The organism is Streptomyces sp. R41 (assembly GCF_041053055.1).
GTDB lineage: Bacteria > Actinomycetota > Actinomycetes > Streptomycetales > Streptomycetaceae > Streptomyces.
The window spans coordinates 1,534,027-1,551,012 of record NZ_CP163443.1 but is presented as its reverse complement, the minus strand read 5'-3'; the positions used below and the strand labels follow the sequence as shown (position 1 = coordinate 1,551,012).

The 16,986-nt window shown below is 69.1% G+C and carries 23 protein-coding genes and 1 pseudogene; 13 read left to right on the top strand and 11 right to left on the bottom strand.

The annotated features are described in order from the left end of the window. Positions 1–60 precede the first annotated feature (60 nt). The 5 genes from AB5J53_RS07350 to AB5J53_RS07330 all read left to right on the top strand — a co-directional run bounded on the left by AB5J53_RS07350 (position 61) and on the right by AB5J53_RS07330 (position 2,242). A complete protein-coding gene (locus AB5J53_RS07350; protein ID WP_369243670.1) occupies positions 61–339 on the top strand; it encodes a hypothetical protein in 279 nt (92 codons plus the stop codon). Positions 340–422: 83 nt separating this feature from the next. Continuing rightward, positions 423–824 carry an ANTAR domain-containing protein gene (locus AB5J53_RS07345; RefSeq protein ID WP_369243671.1) on the top strand — a complete coding sequence of 134 codons (402 nt, stop codon included), beginning with the start codon at positions 423–425 and terminating at the stop codon, positions 822–824. Then, complete coding sequence (locus AB5J53_RS07340; RefSeq protein WP_369243672.1) at positions 821–1,177, top strand: PRC-barrel domain-containing protein; 357 nt, start codon at positions 821–823, stop codon at positions 1,175–1,177. Before AB5J53_RS07345 ends, AB5J53_RS07340 begins: the two co-directional genes overlap by 4 nt. An 88-nt stretch (positions 1,178–1,265) precedes the next feature. Further along, the gene (locus AB5J53_RS07335; RefSeq protein WP_369243673.1) at positions 1,266–1,625 is read left to right on the top strand and encodes an ANTAR domain-containing protein; all 360 of its coding nucleotides are present in this window, start codon (positions 1,266–1,268) and stop codon (positions 1,623–1,625) included. Positions 1,626–1,894: 269 nt separating this feature from the next. After that, on the top strand, positions 1,895–2,242 hold the full coding sequence (locus AB5J53_RS07330; protein WP_369244796.1) for a PRC-barrel domain-containing protein: 348 nt from the start codon (positions 1,895–1,897) through the stop codon (positions 2,240–2,242). A gap of 348 nt (positions 2,243–2,590) precedes the next feature. Here the strand turns inward: AB5J53_RS07330 and AB5J53_RS07325 are convergent, their stop codons facing one another. The 3 genes from AB5J53_RS07325 to AB5J53_RS07315 are packed head-to-tail and all read right to left on the bottom strand — an operon-like array spanning position 2,591 to position 3,756. After that, positions 2,591–3,043, bottom strand: coding sequence for an Asp23/Gls24 family envelope stress response protein (locus AB5J53_RS07325; RefSeq protein ID WP_369244795.1), 453 nt, complete (start codon positions 3,041–3,043; stop codon positions 2,591–2,593). Between the two features lie 3 nt (positions 3,044–3,046). Beyond that, positions 3,047–3,238 carry a hypothetical protein gene (locus AB5J53_RS07320; protein WP_369243678.1) on the bottom strand — a complete coding sequence of 64 codons (192 nt, stop codon included), beginning with the start codon at positions 3,236–3,238 and terminating at the stop codon, positions 3,047–3,049. 29 nt (positions 3,239–3,267) lie between these two features. Next, on the bottom strand, positions 3,268–3,756 hold the full coding sequence (locus AB5J53_RS07315; protein ID WP_369243679.1) for an Asp23/Gls24 family envelope stress response protein: 489 nt from the start codon (positions 3,754–3,756) through the stop codon (positions 3,268–3,270). Between the two features lie 608 nt (positions 3,757–4,364). Between AB5J53_RS07315 and AB5J53_RS07310 the strand changes: the two genes are divergently transcribed. The 3 genes from AB5J53_RS07310 to AB5J53_RS07300 all read left to right on the top strand — a co-directional run bounded on the left by AB5J53_RS07310 (position 4,365) and on the right by AB5J53_RS07300 (position 5,631). After that, a complete protein-coding gene (locus tag AB5J53_RS07310; RefSeq protein ID WP_369244794.1) occupies positions 4,365–4,571 on the top strand; it encodes a DUF6381 family protein in 207 nt (68 codons plus the stop codon). Between the two features lie 288 nt (positions 4,572–4,859). Next, on the top strand, positions 4,860–5,174 hold the full coding sequence (locus AB5J53_RS07305) for a PRC-barrel domain-containing protein (RefSeq protein ID WP_369244793.1): 315 nt from the start codon (positions 4,860–4,862) through the stop codon (positions 5,172–5,174). A 7-nt stretch (positions 5,175–5,181) separates the two neighbouring features. Further along, a complete protein-coding gene (locus tag AB5J53_RS07300; RefSeq protein WP_369244792.1) occupies positions 5,182–5,631 on the top strand; it encodes an ANTAR domain-containing protein in 450 nt (149 codons plus the stop codon). Between the two features lie 191 nt (positions 5,632–5,822). On the opposite strand, the gene AB5J53_RS07295 is transcribed toward AB5J53_RS07300, so the two are convergent. Next, entirely contained in the window at positions 5,823–7,202 is a 1,380-nt protein-coding gene (locus tag AB5J53_RS07295) for a diacylglycerol kinase family protein (protein WP_369244791.1), read from the bottom strand. Between the two features lie 414 nt (positions 7,203–7,616). On the opposite strand from AB5J53_RS07295, the gene AB5J53_RS07290 reads away from it, so the two are divergent. The 4 genes and pseudogenes from AB5J53_RS07290 to AB5J53_RS07275 all read left to right on the top strand — a co-directional run bounded on the left by AB5J53_RS07290 (position 7,617) and on the right by AB5J53_RS07275 (position 10,626). Next, entirely contained in the window at positions 7,617–8,438 is an 822-nt protein-coding gene (locus tag AB5J53_RS07290) for a SigB/SigF/SigG family RNA polymerase sigma factor (RefSeq protein WP_369244790.1), read from the top strand. Continuing rightward, positions 8,435–9,271: a DUF1206 domain-containing protein gene (locus AB5J53_RS07285; protein WP_369244789.1), complete on the top strand. Its 837-nt coding sequence runs from the start codon at positions 8,435–8,437 to the stop codon at positions 9,269–9,271. Before AB5J53_RS07290 ends, AB5J53_RS07285 begins: the two co-directional genes overlap by 4 nt. 160 nt (positions 9,272–9,431) lie before the next feature. After that, positions 9,432–9,739 (top strand): annotated as a pseudogene (locus tag AB5J53_RS07280) (hypothetical protein). Between the two features lie 188 nt (positions 9,740–9,927). Continuing rightward, the gene (locus AB5J53_RS07275) at positions 9,928–10,626 is read left to right on the top strand and encodes an STAS domain-containing protein (RefSeq protein WP_369244788.1); all 699 of its coding nucleotides are present in this window, start codon (positions 9,928–9,930) and stop codon (positions 10,624–10,626) included. On the opposite strand, the gene AB5J53_RS07270 is transcribed toward AB5J53_RS07275, so the two are convergent. The 4 genes from AB5J53_RS07270 to AB5J53_RS07255 all read right to left on the bottom strand — a co-directional run bounded on the left by AB5J53_RS07270 (position 10,539) and on the right by AB5J53_RS07255 (position 13,180). Then, the gene (locus tag AB5J53_RS07270; RefSeq protein WP_369244787.1) at positions 10,539–11,255 is read right to left on the bottom strand and encodes an ANTAR domain-containing protein; all 717 of its coding nucleotides are present in this window, start codon (positions 11,253–11,255) and stop codon (positions 10,539–10,541) included. The two genes, AB5J53_RS07275 and AB5J53_RS07270, sit on opposite strands and share 88 nt — an antisense overlap. Before the next feature lie 79 nt (positions 11,256–11,334). Beyond that, positions 11,335–12,096 (bottom strand): ANTAR domain-containing protein, encoded by a 762-nt coding sequence (locus AB5J53_RS07265; protein WP_369244786.1) that lies wholly within the window; start codon positions 12,094–12,096, stop codon positions 11,335–11,337. Then, positions 12,093–12,758 (bottom strand): hypothetical protein, encoded by a 666-nt coding sequence (locus AB5J53_RS07260; RefSeq protein ID WP_369244785.1) that lies wholly within the window; start codon positions 12,756–12,758, stop codon positions 12,093–12,095. The genes AB5J53_RS07265 and AB5J53_RS07260 overlap by 4 nt, the downstream gene beginning before the upstream one ends. Then, positions 12,755–13,180, bottom strand: a complete 426-nt coding sequence (locus tag AB5J53_RS07255; protein WP_369244784.1) for an STAS domain-containing protein — start codon at positions 13,178–13,180, stop codon at positions 12,755–12,757. The genes AB5J53_RS07260 and AB5J53_RS07255 overlap by 4 nt, the downstream gene beginning before the upstream one ends. A 445-nt stretch (positions 13,181–13,625) precedes the next feature. On the opposite strand from AB5J53_RS07255, the gene AB5J53_RS07250 reads away from it, so the two are divergent. Then, positions 13,626–14,120 carry an Asp23/Gls24 family envelope stress response protein gene (locus tag AB5J53_RS07250; RefSeq protein ID WP_369244783.1) on the top strand — a complete coding sequence of 165 codons (495 nt, stop codon included), beginning with the start codon at positions 13,626–13,628 and terminating at the stop codon, positions 14,118–14,120. 176 nt (positions 14,121–14,296) lie between these two features. Here the strand turns inward: AB5J53_RS07250 and AB5J53_RS07245 are convergent, their stop codons facing one another. From AB5J53_RS07245 to AB5J53_RS07235, 3 genes are all read right to left on the bottom strand, one after another. Then, on the bottom strand, positions 14,297–14,479 hold the full coding sequence (locus AB5J53_RS07245; RefSeq protein WP_369244782.1) for a hypothetical protein: 183 nt from the start codon (positions 14,477–14,479) through the stop codon (positions 14,297–14,299). Positions 14,480–15,424: 945 nt separating this feature from the next. Next, complete coding sequence (locus AB5J53_RS07240) at positions 15,425–15,646, bottom strand: hypothetical protein (RefSeq protein WP_369244781.1); 222 nt, start codon at positions 15,644–15,646, stop codon at positions 15,425–15,427. Positions 15,647–15,676: 30 nt separating this feature from the next. Continuing rightward, entirely contained in the window at positions 15,677–16,327 is a 651-nt protein-coding gene (locus AB5J53_RS07235; protein ID WP_369244780.1) for a replication-relaxation family protein, read from the bottom strand. Positions 16,328–16,986: the final 659 nt, after the last annotated feature.

The window sequence follows — 16,986 nt, the reverse complement described above, 5'->3', positions numbered from 1 at the left end:
GTTCGCACAGGCCCCAGTCCCCGGCAGTGATGCCTGGTTCCGCTCCCGGGGAGGCCCGCCGTGTTCGTTCTGCTTCTCGTCCTGATCGTGGTCTTGTTCGGCCTCGGCTTCCTCAATCCCCTCTGGTGGGTGGCCGCGGCCGTGCTGGTCTTCGGCGCCACCCGGTATGGCCGCGGTGGTGGCGGGGGCTGGATCCGTGGTGACGGGTCCGATCTCGGGGAGTACCGGGACTACGAGAACCGCCGGGATCGTCAGGACCGCTGGGACCGTCGCTACAGCCGTCAGCACCGGGCGCGCTGGAGGGGCGAGGACCGGCGGGACCGCGAACGCCGCGGGTGACCTGTGAAGTTGCCTGACATCCAGAGGTTCCGGGGCGGCTTCAGCCACGCCGGATGCGTGGAAATCGTGGAGAGGTAGATGCCATGCATCGCACAACCATGCTCCCAGAGGATTGGTGGGATCTGCGAGCCGAGGCCTCGGTAGAGAACTCGGCGGGTCAGGATGTCGTGGCGCTGCGCGCTGAGATCGATCAGCTGCGGCGGTCGCTGGCCGCCCGTGCGGTCGTCGACCAGGCCTGCGGCATGGTGATGATCCTGGCCCCCTGCCGCCGGGGGCCGGCCAGGAACCTGCTGATGGACATCTCGCGGCAGTGCAACACCAAACTTCCGGAGGTGGCTGCGGCTCTGGTCGCCGCCTGGGAGGGGGAGCCGCTTTCGTGGCGGATGCAGCGGGCGCTTCGGCGCGCACTGCGGCGGCTCTACGCGGAAGACCGGGGGTGCGACTCACCACCGGCGGATGAGCCGTCCGGAAAGGGAAGGTCATGATTCACGCAGCCGACGTCCGCGAATGGCGCAACCGCGACGTCGTCGACACCGAGGGCCACAAGATCGGTGTGCTCGAAGCGGTCTATGTGGACACCACCACCGATGAACCGGCCATGGCCACGGTGCGGACCGGACTGCCCACCCGGCACCGTCTGCTCTTCGTCCCCATCGAGGACGCGATCGCCGGGCCGGGCTATCTCAAGGTCGGCTATGTCAGAACGCTGGTGAAGCAAGCTCCCTCGATCGGCACCGACGACGTGCTGCCCGCCGGGCAGGAGGAAGCGATCTTCAAACACTACGGCCTGCCCTACCAGCCCGGTGCAGCCGGGGAGAGGCAGCTGGCGCGCCGCTGAACGCCTCAGCCCGGTGCAGCCGGGGAGAGGCAGCTGGCGCGCCGCTGAACGCCCATGGGCACGATGACTGCGTTGTGAGGTACGCACCATGCACCAGCTGACCACGCCCCATGAAGAACAGCCTCTGTTGACGGCTGTGGTTTCGGCGAGGGATGCGGCTTTGCTGGCCGAGGTCGTCGAACTACGCGCCAAGAACAAGCAGTTGGAGCAGGCGCTGGCGAGCCGAGCGGTGATCGACCAGGCCCGCGGCATGGTGATGGCCCTGGCACCGTGTTCCAGCGAGCGGGCCTGGGACCTGCTGGTGGACGTATCGCAGCACTGCAACGTCAAACTCCGGAACGTGGCTGCAGCCCTGGTCGCCACGACGAGGGACAAGACGCTCCCGGAACCGATACAGCGGGAGCTGCGCCGGGGGCTGCGGCGCCTTCACGCGGCAGACCGGAGATGACGGCACGCGCGCCCAGCGGACGGCACCGGGGCTGTGAGCTCAACCCCCCGGTGCACTTGTCCGCGCTTGGCCATGGGACGCTCCGTCGAGTATCCCAACTCTTTTGATGGCAAACCGTCTCCGTGTGCGCGCCCTCTTCGGACATCTGCCGATCTGCGGGAGACCGGCCCGAATGTTTGGCTAAGTCCGATGGGGGGACCCAGCCGACGTCAGTTCGGCGAATAGAAGCCTGCCGCGTTTTCTTGGAGATTTTCGAGGAGGAATATTTCGTGAGCGACGTATGGGGTTACGATCCGACCGCCGGCCACAATGCGGGAATCAACCTGATCGGTTTCACGGTGGAAGCCACTGACGGCAGCATCGGGAAAATCGACAAGCATTCCGACGAAGCTGGCTCAGCGTATGTTGTGGTGGACACCGGTGGATGGATCTTCGGCAAGCAGGTACTGCTGCCTGCCGGCACCATCAAGCGCGTGGAGGTACCTGAGCAGAAGGTCTACGTGTCCCGGACGAAGGAAGAGATCAAGGGTGCGCCTGAGTTCGACCCGGATAAGCATCTGGGAGACCCGGACTATCACCAGCGTTTGAGCTCCTACTATCAGCGTCCGCTCGCCTGACCCAGCAGTGCTTGACTGCCTCGGTGGTGGTTCGTCCGGCGACCTCCGGCTGAACCGGCACCGGGGCGAACCAGGGCGCCGGGCCGATGACTCTGCCGCGGCCCGCGCTTGAGGGCGTGACTGCGAAAGTGACCGCACCAGGCCGGGGAGGCCAAGCCACACGGGCTCGGAGACAACGGCGCTGATGCCGGGACATGCCCCCGCCTGGCGGTGCTGGGACCTGCGGAAGGGTGCGGCAAGTCGCGGTTGCTGGACGTGCTGCGTCCTATCCGGTCGTGCCTGCCGTAGTGGCCTGCTCGGTTTTGCTGGTCGGCACACGCTGGGTGGCGGGCTCCGGCTCCTGCCCGCTCAACTCGTCCTTTCCCGGCCTATGCCGCGCGTGTGCACCGAATGCAGCCACTCGACGGACAGCGCGACCTGCTGCACGTCCATGCCTGCCAAGCCGCTGACTTTCGCGGCGACTGCGCGGCGGACCGCACCGCACTGCGCGCCGATGTCGGACGGGTAGCCCAGCTCCACCGCGATGTGCACCCGCGCCTGACCGAGCACGGTCCTCCGCTCGGCGGCGCCCGTGTCGGCAGCGCCTCGCGAAGCTCTTTCGCGTTCAGGTGCGGGCCGCACCGATACCGTCGCGTGCGGCTTCGAACGGCCGGGAGGGACGAGATGGGCGGACTCGCTGAATCCGCGCAGTGCCTCGCGAGCCGCCTGGGAGGCGATCTTCGCGACGACCCGATCGGCGACACTGGTCGCACCGCGGCCGCCTGCCGGCACCGCGTTGGCGGCGGCCTCTGTCTCTGTCACTGGTCACCGTCGCCGGTCGACGCGCTCGCGGGTTCGGGAGAAGCCGCCGAGCTTCAGGTCACCGTCCAGGAACCGCCCGGCGACGAATCCGCCGGCGCCCAGCGCCGCCACCAGGAGAAAAGCCCCGAAGCCGCCGAAGTACCCGGCGAAGGCGAGCGCCATCCCGGCAACCAAGCCCACCACGGCCATGCTCATCGTGCCCTCCTTCTTGTACCGCCGGTCGGCTACCGCAGCCGTGACGGCTCTTCCTCTTCGTCCTCCTCGTCGGGAAGCTTCACGTCGCTGACCGCCACGTTGACTTCGACGACTTCCAGGCCCGTCATCCACTCGACGGCGGAGATCACACTCTCCCGCACGGCGCCCGCCACATCCGTGATGGAGACGCCGTAGTCGACAACGATCGCCAGATCGATGGCCGTCTGTGTCTCGCCGACTTCGACCTTGACCCCGCGCGAGACGGACTTGGTGGTGCCGGGTACGCGTTCCCGCGCGGCGCCGAAGGCCCGGGAGATTCCGCTGCCCATCGCGTGGACACCGACCACATCACGGGCTGCCGTTCCGGCGATCTTCTCGACTACACCGTCGGCGATGGTGGTCCGGCCCCGGGTGCCGGGCTCGCCGCCGCGCTTCGCGCCGACGTTCTTCCTGAGGTTGTCCCCCGTGAACTCGGCGCCGGAGTTCTCGGGCCGGTTCTGCTGTCCGGTATCGGTCATAGCCGGTCGTCCCTTCCGAGGAGAGGAACCTGCCGTCCGAATTTCCACATTAGGTCTGTTTCGTCGACGACGCTCCAGGTGTAGGGCGAGCGCCTGGCCCTGCGTCAATACCGGTGCTTCTTCGACCGCCTACTCAGCACCCGACCCCGGCCCGGCTCTCTCGACCCGTCCAGCCGATCACTGCGGGCCCCTCGTCGAGGCGCACATGACCGGATTCTCGCTACTGGGGTGTGAGTTGCCCGCTTCGCGCTCTCCCGGTGGGCTTTTTCGTGCGCTCTTTGGTTCAGTGTTGTCCCCGAGGGACTGTCGATGACCGGGTGCGCCCGGCCGCCGGGGCGGCGACCGTACCGACCGCTTCCGGGGCGACGCATGATGAACCCGCAAGGTGATCACCGCGTGAGCTGCCCTCAGCGGGCCCGGCGTCTTGGTCGGTTTACCCATCCCGGGCGCACGCGAACAGAAGACGCACGTCATGCGACCTTTCCACGACCGTCTCCTGGAGCGGCGGGCCTGCGGTGATTGCGCACGGTGACGGTTCAGGATGCGGGGGTGATCGGGTGCTGATTGGCTGATGGGGCCCGCTCTTCCCGACAGTCCAAGGAGTGACTATGAGCGCCGCAGGCGAATCCGGCAACCGAGCACAGCAGATGCGCGAGAAGGCCCAGAAGCTGACCGAAGCTGCGGAGCGCACGACCGACCCGCAGGAGCGTCAGAAGCTTCAGGAGCAGGCCCGGCGCCTGCAGGAGCAGACCAAGCAGCAGGGCCAGCCTGGTGAGAGCAGGTCGAAGGGCACTGGCGGCGGGCGGAACCAGTAGCCCCCTGATTGAGGCACGGCCACTTAATGGCAGATGGTCTCCAGCCCCGTCCGGGACCTGCTGGAGGCCATCTGCGACCGGTTTCTGTCGCACGGGCAAGAAGTAGAGCCAAGGCAGCACCTCTCGCACGTCCGTCCCCGTCGTCACCAGAAGCCGTTGCCCTCTCAACTTCCCCTCGCCCGGTTTCAGAAATGGATTCACAGACGAATCAGTGCAGTCTTCTCTTCGCGTCACGCAAAGGAAGGGATTCTGTTGTGAGTGAAAGCATTTAGGGCTAACCACCCGGCGTTGGGATATCAGACGGGAACCGATCTGATCGGTTTCAAGGTCGAGGCGACCGATGGCAGCATCGGCAAGATCGACAAGCACTCCGACGATGTCGGCGCCGCCCACCTCGTCGTCGACACCGGTGCTTGGATCTTCGGCAAGCACGTGCTTCTCCCGGCCGGGACCATCACGCGCATCGACACCGCCGAGGAAAAAGTTTATGTCGACCGCACCAAGGACGAGATCAAGGACGCACCCGAGTTCGACAAGGACAAGCACACCGGCGACCCCCGCTACCTTGAGCAGCTCGGCAAGTACTACGGGCAGCACATATGACCCCTCATTGACGTCGGTACGGGTCCCGCCCCGCCCACGGGCGCCGCCTGGATTTCTTTCGCCGGACGGTGCGACCGTCGGGTCGGCGTACGCCAAGTCCGCCCGCGACAAGGCGCTGCTGAAGGCACCAGGGGCGAGCCGCAACTCACCCGCCGCCGAGAGTGGCCCCTCCACCGAGGAGGCAGAGCGCCATGGTCCTCTTGCTCGCGCCAGGAACGAGCAGTTGGGCCGCGCGCTGGCGAGCCGTGCGGTGATCGACCAGGCGCGCGGCATGGTGATGGCCCTGGCACCATGTTCCAGTGAGCGGGCCTGGGACCTGCTGGTGGACGTATCGCAGCACTGCAACGTCAAGCTCCGGGACGTGGCCGCCGCTCCGGTCGCCACGACGAAGGACGACGCGCTCCCGGAACAGCTACGGCGGGAGTTGCGGCGCCTCCATCTGGCGGACCGGCGGTGACGGCATGCGTTCCCAGCGGACGGCACCGGGAGCTGTGAGCTCAACCCTCCGGTGCCTTCGTCCAGGACGGCCGTCGGACGCCTCCGTTGTGTAGCCCATCTCTTGGAACTCAAACACCGGCCTGCCCCTTCCCTGACCCCGAAGCCGTTGAGCAGGCAGAACGCTCGAAGAGCGCCACCCCGCCAACGGCGTCACTGCGGTGGCGGCAGGTAGACGGTGAGCACACGTGTCGCCTTGTCGAGGTGGAGTGTGTCGGCGCCCGGGCTTACTTCGCCGTCGCGGGTGTAGTCCTCTTCCTCGCCCATTCCGTCGATCCGCAGCCGGGTGACCATGGTGGCCTGGTAGACGCGGGAGCGGGCGAGGGTTCCGGTGAGGAAGGCGGTGACGAGCCGAGTGCGGGCGAAGGGGTGGATGCCGTCGACGGTGCGGATGTCGAGGAGTCCGTCGTTGAGGCTGCGGCGGTAGGAGGGCGCGAAGCCGGGCGGGTCGTAGCGGCTGTTGCCGACGAAGAGCAGCCACAGCCGCCGGTGCCGCCCGTCGACGGTGACCTGGCTGGGGGTGCCGCCGGCGAGGACGCGGAGCAGGCCGATGCACAGGGCGGGCCACTTGCCCAGGCGCCTCTCGCGGGCTTCCCGGGCCCGGACGAGTTCGGGGTAGACGCCGATACTGAAGGTGTTGAGGAAGTACGTGCTGGCACCGTCTGCGGAGGTGACCCGGCCGAGGTCGACGGCTCCGCCGCAACCCGCCTCCACGGCGTCGGCAGTGGACTTCAGGGTCGCAAGGCCAAGGTCGGCGGCGAAGTGGTTGAGGGTGCCGGCGGGGAACACGGCCAGTGGCAGTCCGCTCTCGGTGGCCCGGACGGCTGCCGCGTTGACCGTCCCGTCGCCGCCGACGACGCCGAGCGCGCCACCCCGGGCGACCACGTCCTTGGCGGCTTGGTCGAGCACCAGGTGCAGGTCGACGCCACTCTCACAGAGCCGTATGTCCGCCATCGGCAAGAGGATCCGCAGTTCGGCCTCAGCCGGGGTGTCGCCGCCCGCGTCGCTGTTGACGACCGCGATCAGCCCTCGGCCTGCGGGAAGCGCGGGGACACGGACGTTCGGCCGGGCTGCGTCGGCGGGCTCGTCCACGTGCAGCGGCCACCAACGGCAAGTCGCCGTCGCGACGCTGACCCCGAGAACGGCGCCGGCGAGAACATCACCGGGCGAACGCGTGCCGGTGCGGGCGCGAAAGACGGCGGCTGCCGTGGCAAGGGGGATGAGCGCGGCGCCCAGCCAGGGCGACTCCAACGTGACGGCGGTTGCGAAAGCCGCGACGGCGGCCGCATGCCCGGACGGCAACGCCCGGGTGGCGGGCCGAGGCAGAAATCGGTGGCTGGAGGCCGACTTGGCGGCGATGCCGACGGCAGCGGAGGCCAGGGCCAGTGAGCCAGCGCCGCGCAGCGCGGCTCGGCGTGCGCCACGGTTACCGGACAGGCCCATGACGGCCGCACCGGTGAGCCACGGCAGCATGGGGTGGGCCGAGGCGATGCACGCGAAGGGCCGTGCATCGAGTCCGCGGAGGTGTCTCATGCCGACTGCGTACCCGTAGCGGTGGCGACCACGCGGGCCGCTTGCCCGCACGAATCGGTCAAGGGCGCCTGCCGCGAGGCCAGTTGACCATCCGGTTCCGGACGGGACCACCCAGGGGGCATGTCGTTCGGCTGGGCCGGCGGGGCTGTCCGGGCGGGGACGGCCCGTGGTGTGGGTCAACCGCTGGAGAGCGTGCCGGGCCCTCCGACGCGCCGCGTTCGCCGCCCGCGCGTCCCGTGGGCAGCCGTAGTTGCGTGGCGCAGAGCTTGTTTGAAAGCGGGCTGCCCGGGAACCCGTGCGGGGTGCTTCGGACCGGAGGCACGCCCGTGGGAGCAGCTGTCGCTGCTCCCCTGTGCGCTGCGGTCTGCCGGCTCCCACGGTGAGCGACGCCACCGATCAGGGAGACACGTGCCCATGACGTACCAGCGGACGCAGAGCCCACGAAGCGCACGCACCTACGACGACACCCCGGACACCGACGCGGCGTTCCGCCGTATCGCTACCCTGCCGGACGGCCTGGAGAGGTCCGCGCTGCGGCAGGAGGTGGTGTGCGCCTGGATGCCGATGGCCGTACGGCTCGCACGTCGCTTCCGCCATCGCGGCGAGACCTTCGAAGACCTCAAGCAGGTCGCCCAACTGGGCCTGGTCAAGGCGGTGTCCCGCTTCGACCCGAGTCTTGGCACCGCCTTCCCGAGCTTTGCCATACCGACGATCCTCGGCGAGGTGAAGCGGCACTTCCGTGACGAACTCTGGATCGTGCATGTGCCGCGGCGCGTACAGGATCTGCGCGGCCGGGTCCGGGCCGCCGGAAATGAGATCAGCTCCACGACGGGCGGTCGTGAACCGTCCGTCCCCGAGCTCGCCGCGCACACCGGCCTGACCAAGGCGGAGGTACGGCTGGGCCAGGGCGCGCTGGAGAGCTTCACCGCCCTGTCCATAGACGCCGTGCCCGGCCACTCCGCGGACGGTCACCCACTGACCGACACCCTCGGTGGCGTGGAGCCCGGCTTCGACCTGATCGTCAACCGCGAGGCGCTCCGCCCGCTGCTGCGGGCACTGCCTGAACGCGAACGGCAGATCCTCTATATGCGGTTCTTCTGCGAGATGACGCAGAGCCGCATCGCCCTGCAGCTCGGTCTCTCGCAGATGCACGTCTCCCGTCTGATCACCCGCATCTGTGCACGTCTGCGCGACCAGGTCATGGCCGACACCCACGCTCTGAGGAGGGCATCGTGACGACATCCCGGGTGCACGGGCGGCGCCGGGCCGCCAGGCCCGATACCCGTCGCTCCGCGGAGAGGCAGACACTGACTGCCGCCGGACGAGCGGGCTTTGCCGCACGAGGCGTGGTGTACGTCCTCATCGGTGTACTGGCCGTCCGGATCGCCCTCGGCAGCGGCGGCGAATCGGCGGACCGCCAGGGTGCACTGGCCCAGATCGCGGCGCAGCCCTTCGGGAAGGCGATGCTGTGGGCGCTGGTCGTCGGGTTCGGCTGCATGGCGTTGTGGCGGGGCGCCCGCGCGGTCCTTGGCAGGGGGCCTCGACGCAAAGCGGCCCCGCGAGTGCTTGACGGAGGACGGGCGCTCTTCTACGCCGCGATCTGCTGGGCGACCGCCGCGTACGCCGCCGGGGGCAGCCAGGGGTCCAGTGGCAATGCGAAGTCGCAGGACTGGACGGCATCGGCGCTCAAACTGCCGTACGGCCGGGCGCTGGTGGGTGCCGCGGGCTGCTTGCTGATCGGCATCGGCGCGGTACTCGCCGGACGGGCGGCCATGCGGCGCTTCCTGCGGCAGCTGGACACCGGCACCATGAGCCACGGTACGCAGCAGGTCGTCACGGCTCTGGGCGTGGGCGGAGGCGTGGCACGTGGCGTGGTGTTCGCCGCGGCAGGGATCTTCATCCTGGTGGCAGCCATACGCTTCGACCCGCACGAGGCCAAGGGCGTGGACGCGACGCTCCGTAGCTTCGCGCAAACATCGGTGGGGCCATGGCTCCTGATTGCCGTCGCGATCGGGCTGGTTCTCTTCGGCGCCTTCTCCTTCGCCTCGGCTCGCTGGCGCCGTCTGTGAACGGTGGCCCAAACCGGATTTGCCGGATCCTCCCGCAGGCTCCCCGCCTGGGTCGGGCAGTCACCGCACACCGGTCGAGACAGCAGGGACGGCAAGGGCGAGCTGATGCAGCGCGTCTGAAACGGCCACGGGCGGTGGGGTCGGCGAGGTTCCAACTCTTCTGTCAGGGCTAGTCGTTGCACATTCCAGACGCTACGGCGGCAACCCCGCGGGGACGGTCATCTCCATCATCGCGAACATCACGGCACTGATCCTGATCCTGTGGATCGCCCTCCACCTGTTCGACGCCAACACCGCCAACAGGACGGTCTCCTGGGTCCACGACGCGGCGAACTGGCTCCGGGCTGGACACACAACCTGTTCACCGTTCACTCGGACAACTGGCGCACTGTGGTCAACTACGGTCTGCCCGCTGTCGTCCACCTGCTGATCGGTCACGCGGTGGCCGGCCGGGTCAACCGGACCTGACCCCCTCCGCCGACGTGCAGCCGCGCGTAGAACATCGGGGCGGGACGGACCGCCCGTGGCGCCCACCGCCCTCGATGCCCACGTGCCGGAGCCTGTACGTGGCATCGACTGTCCGCGAGATGCGGATGGCACTGAACTGCTAGCCCCAGCCCCCGGCAGCGTGACACTCCGCCCCGAGGAGGCCCACGGTGTCTGCAGGTACCGCAACTCCCCTCATCCCCGCAGAAGTCCCCAGCCCCCCGAGGCAGGCGGACACTCCCCAATCCGTGCAGGACTACTGCTCCTCACCTGCGGCGTCCGCCCCAGGCCTGCGGCCTGTGCTCGCCGGTGTGCCGGAGGGCCGCGAGAAGGTCGTCGTCAGCGGCAGTCTCGGTCTCGCCACCGTTCCAGGACTGCGCGAGCGCCTTCTGGGCGTATGTCACGGCCCCGGAAGCCTGATGATCCTCGACCTGTCGGGCGTCACCTCCTGCGACACCCTGGGCCTCGGGCTGCTCGTCGCCACGGCACGCAGGGTTCACCACTCCGGCGGTGGCCTGCGCCTCGTCGCCCCGAGCCACGCCGTCGTCGAGGCGCTGGGCGACAGCGGGCTGATCCGGCCCCTCCACGTCCTTCCCAATGCTGGCACGCCTGTCGGGATGACGGCTGCCCCGGAGCTCCAGACAGCGGCCCAGATACTCCGCCGGCTCCCTGAAGGCGGCAATGCCGCCCTGCGGTCGTGTTGGTCCTCGGATTCGGTACGAGAGCGTCATGGCGGCGGTCGAGCGGATGGCTGCCTCCGTTCATCCCCTTGGCGACAGCGTCAGGCCACCAGGCCGGGAAGGGGTTCGGAGTCGTCGATGAAGGCGCGGGCCACATCGGACAGGCGCCGGTTGTGGGAACGGGCGTAACTGCGCAGGGTGGTGAAGGCCTGTTCCATGTCGATGCTCTGGCGTTCGGCGAGTTTGCCCTTGGCTTGCTCGATCAGTACGCGGCTGTTCAGCGCGGTCTGCAGCTGCTCGTTGAGAACCGTGCTGCGGTGGGTGGAGCGTTGTTGCAGGAGGCTGATGGTGGCGACGTCGGCCAGGGCCTGGGCGATGAGTGTGCCTGCCGGGTCGAAGGGGCCGGGGGCGGCGCGGAAGAGGTTGAGGGCGCCGACGACCTCGTCACGCAGGCGCATGGGCAGTGCCTGGACCGCACCGAACCCGCTGCGGTGGGCCGCTGTGACGAAGCGCGGCCAGCGGTCGACTTCCCGGGTCAGGTCGGGGACGATCACCGGTGTGCCAGTGCGGAAGCACTCCAGACAGGGGCCTTCATCATTCTGGAGCTGGAAGAGTTCCAGCAGGCGTACCTGTTCGTCGGAGGCGGCCATCACGCGCAGTTCACCGTCGCGGTCCGCGAGCAGCACTCCGGCCGCACTGGCGCCGAGCATCGCCACGCAGCGGTCGGTGAGCAGCCGCAGGAAGTCGATCAGGTCGAAGTCGGCGACCAGGTTGTCCGCCAGCTCGACGAAGGTCTTGGCCAGGAGCCGCTGATTCATCATGCACACCCTCGATTGAGACTAGTCCCGCCGGGAGGGGGCGGGAAGTACAGCACGTTCGTCGGTTGGCGCCGGTGCGTCAGGTTTCCTCGTCGGTCCGTTCGGGTTCCGCGTCCGGGGAGAAGCGGAGTCGATGGGCCACCACGTCGGCGGCCACGTCCGCGAGCCGGCGGCCCTGCATATAGGCGTGGGCGCGCAGCCGTACGAAGGCTTCTTCGATGCCGACGCCGAGTTGGACGGTGAGGATGCCGGTGGCCTGGTCGATCTCCGCCCGGTATCCGCCCAGGTCCTCGAAGCCTCGATCTTCCAGCGCTCCGTCGACCGGCGCGCCCGTCTCCTCGATCCGTGCGTCGAGCAGGAGCAGCGTCGCGAGATCGGCGAACGCCAGTGCGTCGGCCAGCTCCTCTGCATCCAGCACCGTCGGCACGTCGGCGTACAGGTCCAGGACTCCCGGGCTGATCGCCCCCATCTGCAGAGGCAGCGCAAACACCGCACGTGCCCCGGCCTCCAGGGCCGCATCCGCGAACACGGACCAGCGGTCCTGCAGCACACCGTTCAGCAGATCGGGCGTCAGGACGGCCGAGCCGTGCAGGAAAGCATCCACGCAGGGCCCCTCGCCCAGCGTGAGCTGCAACTCCTCCAACTGCTCGCTGATGTTGTCGGTGCTGCACAGCGGATGGCTCGCCGCAGTCCGGGACATCGCCGACAGTCCGGCTCCGCCGACCGGGAGGGCGGCCACGGCCGCGGTGCACACATCCACCACACCGACCCGGGCACCGCGTCGCGCCGCCTGCTCGGCGACCAGCACCTGAATCCGGGCCGAGCGGCTGTCGGACCTCATTCGGGCCACCGCGTCCAGGCATCGTGAGCAAGTCCCTCCAGCCGCGCCGCGGTTCGCTCCCCGACCGGAAGGACCAGCACCCGGAGCAGCGTGGCGCTGACCGGCCTCCAGATCTCTCCCACGTCCAGCCATCCCCAGGACCGGAGCGCAGTGAGGGCGGGGTGATCGGCCCGGTCCACCAGGGTGGCGCCGAGTGACGCCTGATGGTCGGCCAACAGCCGCTCCTGCAGCCGGCGGGCCATGTGCGCGTCCTGCGGGTGCGGGCGGACCAGGAGGTCGGTGATCGCGAAGACGCCGCCCGACTCAGTGAGTTGCTCGATGCCGCGCGGCAGTGCCCCGTCGAACCCGAGCCACCAGAAGCCGTCGCTGCGCACCGGGAATCCGAAAGCGCATCCCACCAGGCCGTCCGTCTCCGCGATCACCATGGCGAAGCCCGGCCGCCGGATCTCGGCGGTGAGACGGTTCAGAAAGTCCTGGCGGCCGGGAGGGCGGTACGCCTCACGGGGAGACGTCTCACGGGAGTCCACGTACAGATCCGCGAGCTCCCCGCTCACGCCCTGCGCCTGCCAGCGGTTCACCCGACGCAACCGCACCGCGTCCATGGTGGACGGCTCGCCGCCATCGGGCTTGTACGGCTGCCCTCGCTCCGACCGGGGCGTCACCGCACATCACCCGAGAGGACAGAGGCAAGCGGAACGGGCGGGTGCGGCGGGGCTTGGGCGGTTGGGGCTGGGACACCCGCGAGGGGAGGTGTCACATGCCCGAGCGGAACGCTGAGGAGCAGGAATCCGGAGCCGGTGAGGTCGAGTATCAGGCCCAGCGTCGGTGGCGGGTGGTGCAGTCGCAGGGTCCCGCCGGCCTCCGTGGTCTTCTGTGCGGCGTGGAGGAAGGCGTTGAGGCCGCTGCAGTCGCAGAAGGTGACGGGGGTGAGGTCGACGTCGATGGTGCGGATGCCGTCGTCCAGACTCCGCGTCAGTGCCGTGCGCACCAGCGGCGCCGATTCCAGGTCGATCTCCCCGGCCAGGGTGATCAGTGCCCGGTGCCTTCGGTCATGACGGTAGACGGTGAGCTGCGGAAGGGGCATGACGCCTCGGTTCGGAAGACCATCCGGCAGGGGACGCGGTGACGCCGGGATTCCCGGCCCCCTTGGCGCGCTGCCGGCGGGGGCGTACGTTCGGCGGAGGCGGAGGCGGAGCAACGGCCGGCCCAACAGCCTGTGCGACAGGACAGCGGACCCACCCAGTTCCCTCCAGGGATGCGCCGGGTGACGGACGAAAGATCCGCTCCCCGCAGCCATCTGTATCGAGCAACGACAAGCCGCCGGGGTCTGGGACGTCCGTACAGCAGCATAGCCCTCAACCCGGTGCGGCAGACGGCCCGAAGCCGCCCAGTCCCAGGATGTGGACGGTGCCAAAGGCCAGCGCGCATATCCAGTGACCTGCACGGTACTTGGGCCAGCAGCACGAAAGCGGCGGCCAACAGCCGCTCAGGAATGGCAGTCCGTCGACTGCCCGAGGAGGTGGCTTCGCATGACGGAGCCGAACGGTTCAACCCGGCAGAAGTCCGATCCCGATGAGCCGAGCATCGGCGTGGGCACGACGCTTCAGACTGCACGGCCCGGGCCTCAGGAACCGCCGGAGACCCGGGGCCGGACGACCATCGCGGACGGGGTGGTGGAGAAGATCGCGGGGATCGCCGCCCGGGAGGTCCCCGGAGTCAACGCACTGGGCGGCGGATTCACTCGCACCATGGGCGCCGTGCGCGACCGGGTCCCGGGCGGGCACGCGAGCGCGGGGCGCGGCGTCAAGGTCGAGGTCGGCGAGAAGCAGACCGCCATCGACCTCCAGGTCGTCGTGGAATACGGGGTCAGCATCACCGAGGTCGCCACAGAGGTCCGTGAGAATGTGATCGCGGCGGTGGAACGGATGACGGGCCTGGAAGTCGTCGAGGTGAACCTCGCGGTCAACGACGTGCACCTGCCGGATGAGGACACGCCGCAGGCCAGCGAGGACCGCGTGCTCTAGTCGCGAGGCGGGCAGGGGCAAGGACTCCGCCCCCATCGCTCCTCGGCGGCATAGGGACAGCCACCGACTGCAGGCGGTGATCGCCTGATCCGGGCGCAACTCAGCCCCGCTGATGGGCGATACCCGGCCGCTCCCCGTTCGGATCCGCCAGCACGAGGATGGAGTGCATCGCTTCCTCAGCGCCGACGCCCGCTTCCCCGGGAGGACCAGCCAGACCCCACGCCGGTCGAGTGCACAGCGAGGAAGGCAAGCCCGAGAAGCATGAGGCTCGTCGGGCTGAAAATCACCTGGGTCGGCGTCTCGGTGACACGGATGATGAAGGCGATGACGAAGAGTGCGGCGGCCACGAATGCGAGCATCTGTCTACCCCTGCCGGTGGACGACGAACCACACGTGATCCCGGTGGCTGCGCCGTTACTTGCTGGGTTCCCCGGACGGCGCCGATCAGTCGCGTAAATCCCGTGCCGGAGTCGGCGGCGACACCCCGTCGCGTGACCTGCTGACGCTGCGAACGAGGCAACCGGGATTGCTGGTACCACGAACCCCCTCAACTGCCCAGCCCGCAGGTCGACCGAACCGACATGTCGAGCTCAACAACAGATCTGGTGAGCCGTTCCACGGACGCGATCCGTACAAGTATGGGAAGTGGACAGGCCGCCACCGAGCACCCGGATCCTGATCGGATGCCGCGGTCGGCCATCTGCGACAGTGAGGAAGCGCCCCATGGGCGCGAACACGGCCGAAGCTGCGGTACCTGACACTTCCTCCGTCTCCTGGACGCCGGACACACCGTCGAGGAGGCCGACGCCTTCGCACACACCTTCCCCTCCTGGCAGACCGCCGCCCCACAGCGAAGGCCGCGTTCGGGGCGGCCAGCAGCGCCCTGTGGCGGGAGATCGCGGAGCGGGATCCATCTGCGGGGAAGCGGGGCATGGCCGGTCACGCCGCGAAGTTGGAAGCATTTCTCTGCTCCGCTTGCAGGCCTTAACAAGGCTGTTGGACATGGCTGTGGCATTGCGCAGGGCGGTGCGCTGGGCGGCTGCGTGTGCGCAATCGGGTGGTAGCCGGGTTGTGCATGCGCGCCTTCGGGCGGCTGCGCAGGCTCCGATTTGCCCGCGTGCACTGACTGCGCAGCTGTCCATGAGTACTGCGCATCCGCTGCGCGCTCGGTGTGCAGTTCGTTGCGCAACGCTGTGACCTGCTGTGGTCGGGGGTGATGGCCGGGGCTCCGGGGCTGTGGTCGGGCCCGATGGTCGGATGCTGCGCAGCTGCCGTACGGGGGTGGTGGAGCCTGCGCAGGCTGTCTACAGGTGCGGGGACTGGCTCCAGGCGACGGTGCTCTCGGGGGCCTGGACGGGGTGCCACACGGGCTCGGAGGGGCCGTGGTTGCGCAGGTCTGCCAGTGCCGCGGCCAGGGCGGGGACGTCGCGCAGGAAGCCGGCCAGCGCCGGGTCCGCGGCGGCGGCGTGCAGGGCGTGGATGCGGGTGGTGATGCCGGCGGGGCCTGTGTCGTCCAGGACGAACAAGAGGCGGGGGAAGAGCGGGTAGTGCCGTCGTCATTCCTCCGGCGCCGGCTCCTGGCCGATGGCCGGCCGGTGGCGCCGCCCTGGGGGAGTGGGCAGGTAGCGGTGGAGGCGGGCGTAGGCGGTGAGTTTCGCGGCGAGGCGTTCGGGGCCCATGGTGGCCCGGTCGACCTCGACGAACGCTCGCAGCATTGCCCCAGCCCCGCCCTCATGGCCGCGCCGGTAGTACATGAGGGCGTCGGGGATGACGGCCTCGCCGCCCCCAATAGGGTGGTAGACCTCGGGTATCCAGTCCAGCGGCCGGCACAACTCGCCGCGGTGGCACACGTCTTCAAGGAAGACGAGCGCGGTCTCGGTCACCGTCAGGGTGTGGCCGACCCGCAGCCGTACGGCGGTCGGATCGGACACTGTCTTCGGCGGCCGTCGTCCGCGTAACTCCGGCCACTCCGAAGCGATCTGCACGCCGTACGCGGTGGGAAACCACACCCGCATCCGTCCGGCCCGGGGCAGCGTGATGCGGTCGATCAGCCCCTCATCGCGCAGCTTGGCCAGCCGACGCCGAGTCTGCTCGATGCGCACCCCAGGGGCGATCACCCGGTGCATCTGCTCGGTCGTGGCCATCCGGTACTGCGTCAGCACCGCCAGCGCCAGCCGGTCCCCACCGCCCGCATCCACGTCGCTCATCATCGGCCTGTCTCTCCCGTACGGGGCGGCGCCGTCCTGCCCGGCGCCGCGCGTACCGGCCACAGCAGCAGCCGACCCCGACCACACCTGTGTCCACGAAGGCCCGACCATGGTCACGATGCGACAACACCCCTGACGACCAGGCCGACATCCCCTCCGACAACTGCCCGCGCGCTGCCACGCCGTGGGCGGCATATCCGCAGGTCACCACGCCTGTCTGACCGTGGTCAGGGGCCCGACATCCCCCTCTGCACACCCCCGCGCTCGCCCTAAAACAGAAGAAAAGCAGGTGACAGGGGACGGCGGGCGAACGGGGCGGGCGCGTGCCGCCGGGGGATCGGGGCCGCCGGTACCCGTGTTGCGCGTCGGCGGCCGCCTCCGCGCTCGTGCACCGCACGAACCCGGCGCACACCAGCACCACCAGGGCCTGGGTGTCGGATTCATTCACCACGGTCAGGATGGCCGTGCCGTGGGTGCTATGTGCTGTGCGAAGCGGCCGCCGGCGGCGGCGAATGCAGCGACAGCCTGGCCGGGTACCGGTTACTGCTGCAGGGCGCCAGGCCGAGCCGTACGGATCGCCCTGATCGTCGGTCTGGAGTCCGTCGATGACGGTGAGCTGCTTCTGGAGCCGCGACGTGCTCGCTGCTCGCCGGGCTGCT

What these genes read in the sequence shown, in the direction of transcription:
- AB5J53_RS07265 (WP_369244786.1), bottom strand. Translation starts at nt 12,096, where the DNA reads ATGAGGTCCGACAGCCGCTCGGCCCGGATTCAGGTGCTGGTCGCCGAG.
- AB5J53_RS07310 (WP_369244794.1), top strand. Translation starts at nt 4,365, where the DNA reads ATGAGCGCCGCAGGCGAATCCGGCAACCGAGCACAGCAGATGCGCGAG.
- AB5J53_RS07270 (WP_369244787.1), bottom strand. Translation starts at nt 11,255, where the DNA reads ATGAATCAGCGGCTCCTGGCCAAGACCTTCGTCGAGCTGGCGGACAAC.
- AB5J53_RS07235 (WP_369244780.1), bottom strand. Translation starts at nt 16,327, where the DNA reads ATGAGCGACGTGGATGCGGGCGGTGGGGACCGGCTGGCGCTGGCGGTG.
- AB5J53_RS07245 (WP_369244782.1), bottom strand. Translation starts at nt 14,479, where the DNA reads ATGCTCGCATTCGTGGCCGCCGCACTCTTCGTCATCGCCTTCATCATC.
- AB5J53_RS07255 (WP_369244784.1), bottom strand. Translation starts at nt 13,180, where the DNA reads ATGCCCCTTCCGCAGCTCACCGTCTACCGTCATGACCGAAGGCACCGG.
- AB5J53_RS07250 (WP_369244783.1), top strand. Translation starts at nt 13,626, where the DNA reads ATGACGGAGCCGAACGGTTCAACCCGGCAGAAGTCCGATCCCGATGAG.
- AB5J53_RS07290 (WP_369244790.1), top strand. Translation starts at nt 7,617, where the DNA reads ATGACGTACCAGCGGACGCAGAGCCCACGAAGCGCACGCACCTACGAC.
- AB5J53_RS07345 (WP_369243671.1), top strand. Translation starts at nt 423, where the DNA reads ATGCATCGCACAACCATGCTCCCAGAGGATTGGTGGGATCTGCGAGCC.
- AB5J53_RS07335 (WP_369243673.1), top strand. Translation starts at nt 1,266, where the DNA reads ATGCACCAGCTGACCACGCCCCATGAAGAACAGCCTCTGTTGACGGCT.
- AB5J53_RS07295 (WP_369244791.1), bottom strand. Translation starts at nt 7,202, where the DNA reads ATGAGACACCTCCGCGGACTCGATGCACGGCCCTTCGCGTGCATCGCC.
- AB5J53_RS07320 (WP_369243678.1), bottom strand. Translation starts at nt 3,238, where the DNA reads ATGAGCATGGCCGTGGTGGGCTTGGTTGCCGGGATGGCGCTCGCCTTC.
- AB5J53_RS07340 (WP_369243672.1), top strand. Translation starts at nt 821, where the DNA reads ATGATTCACGCAGCCGACGTCCGCGAATGGCGCAACCGCGACGTCGTC.
- AB5J53_RS07315 (WP_369243679.1), bottom strand. Translation starts at nt 3,756, where the DNA reads ATGACCGATACCGGACAGCAGAACCGGCCCGAGAACTCCGGCGCCGAG.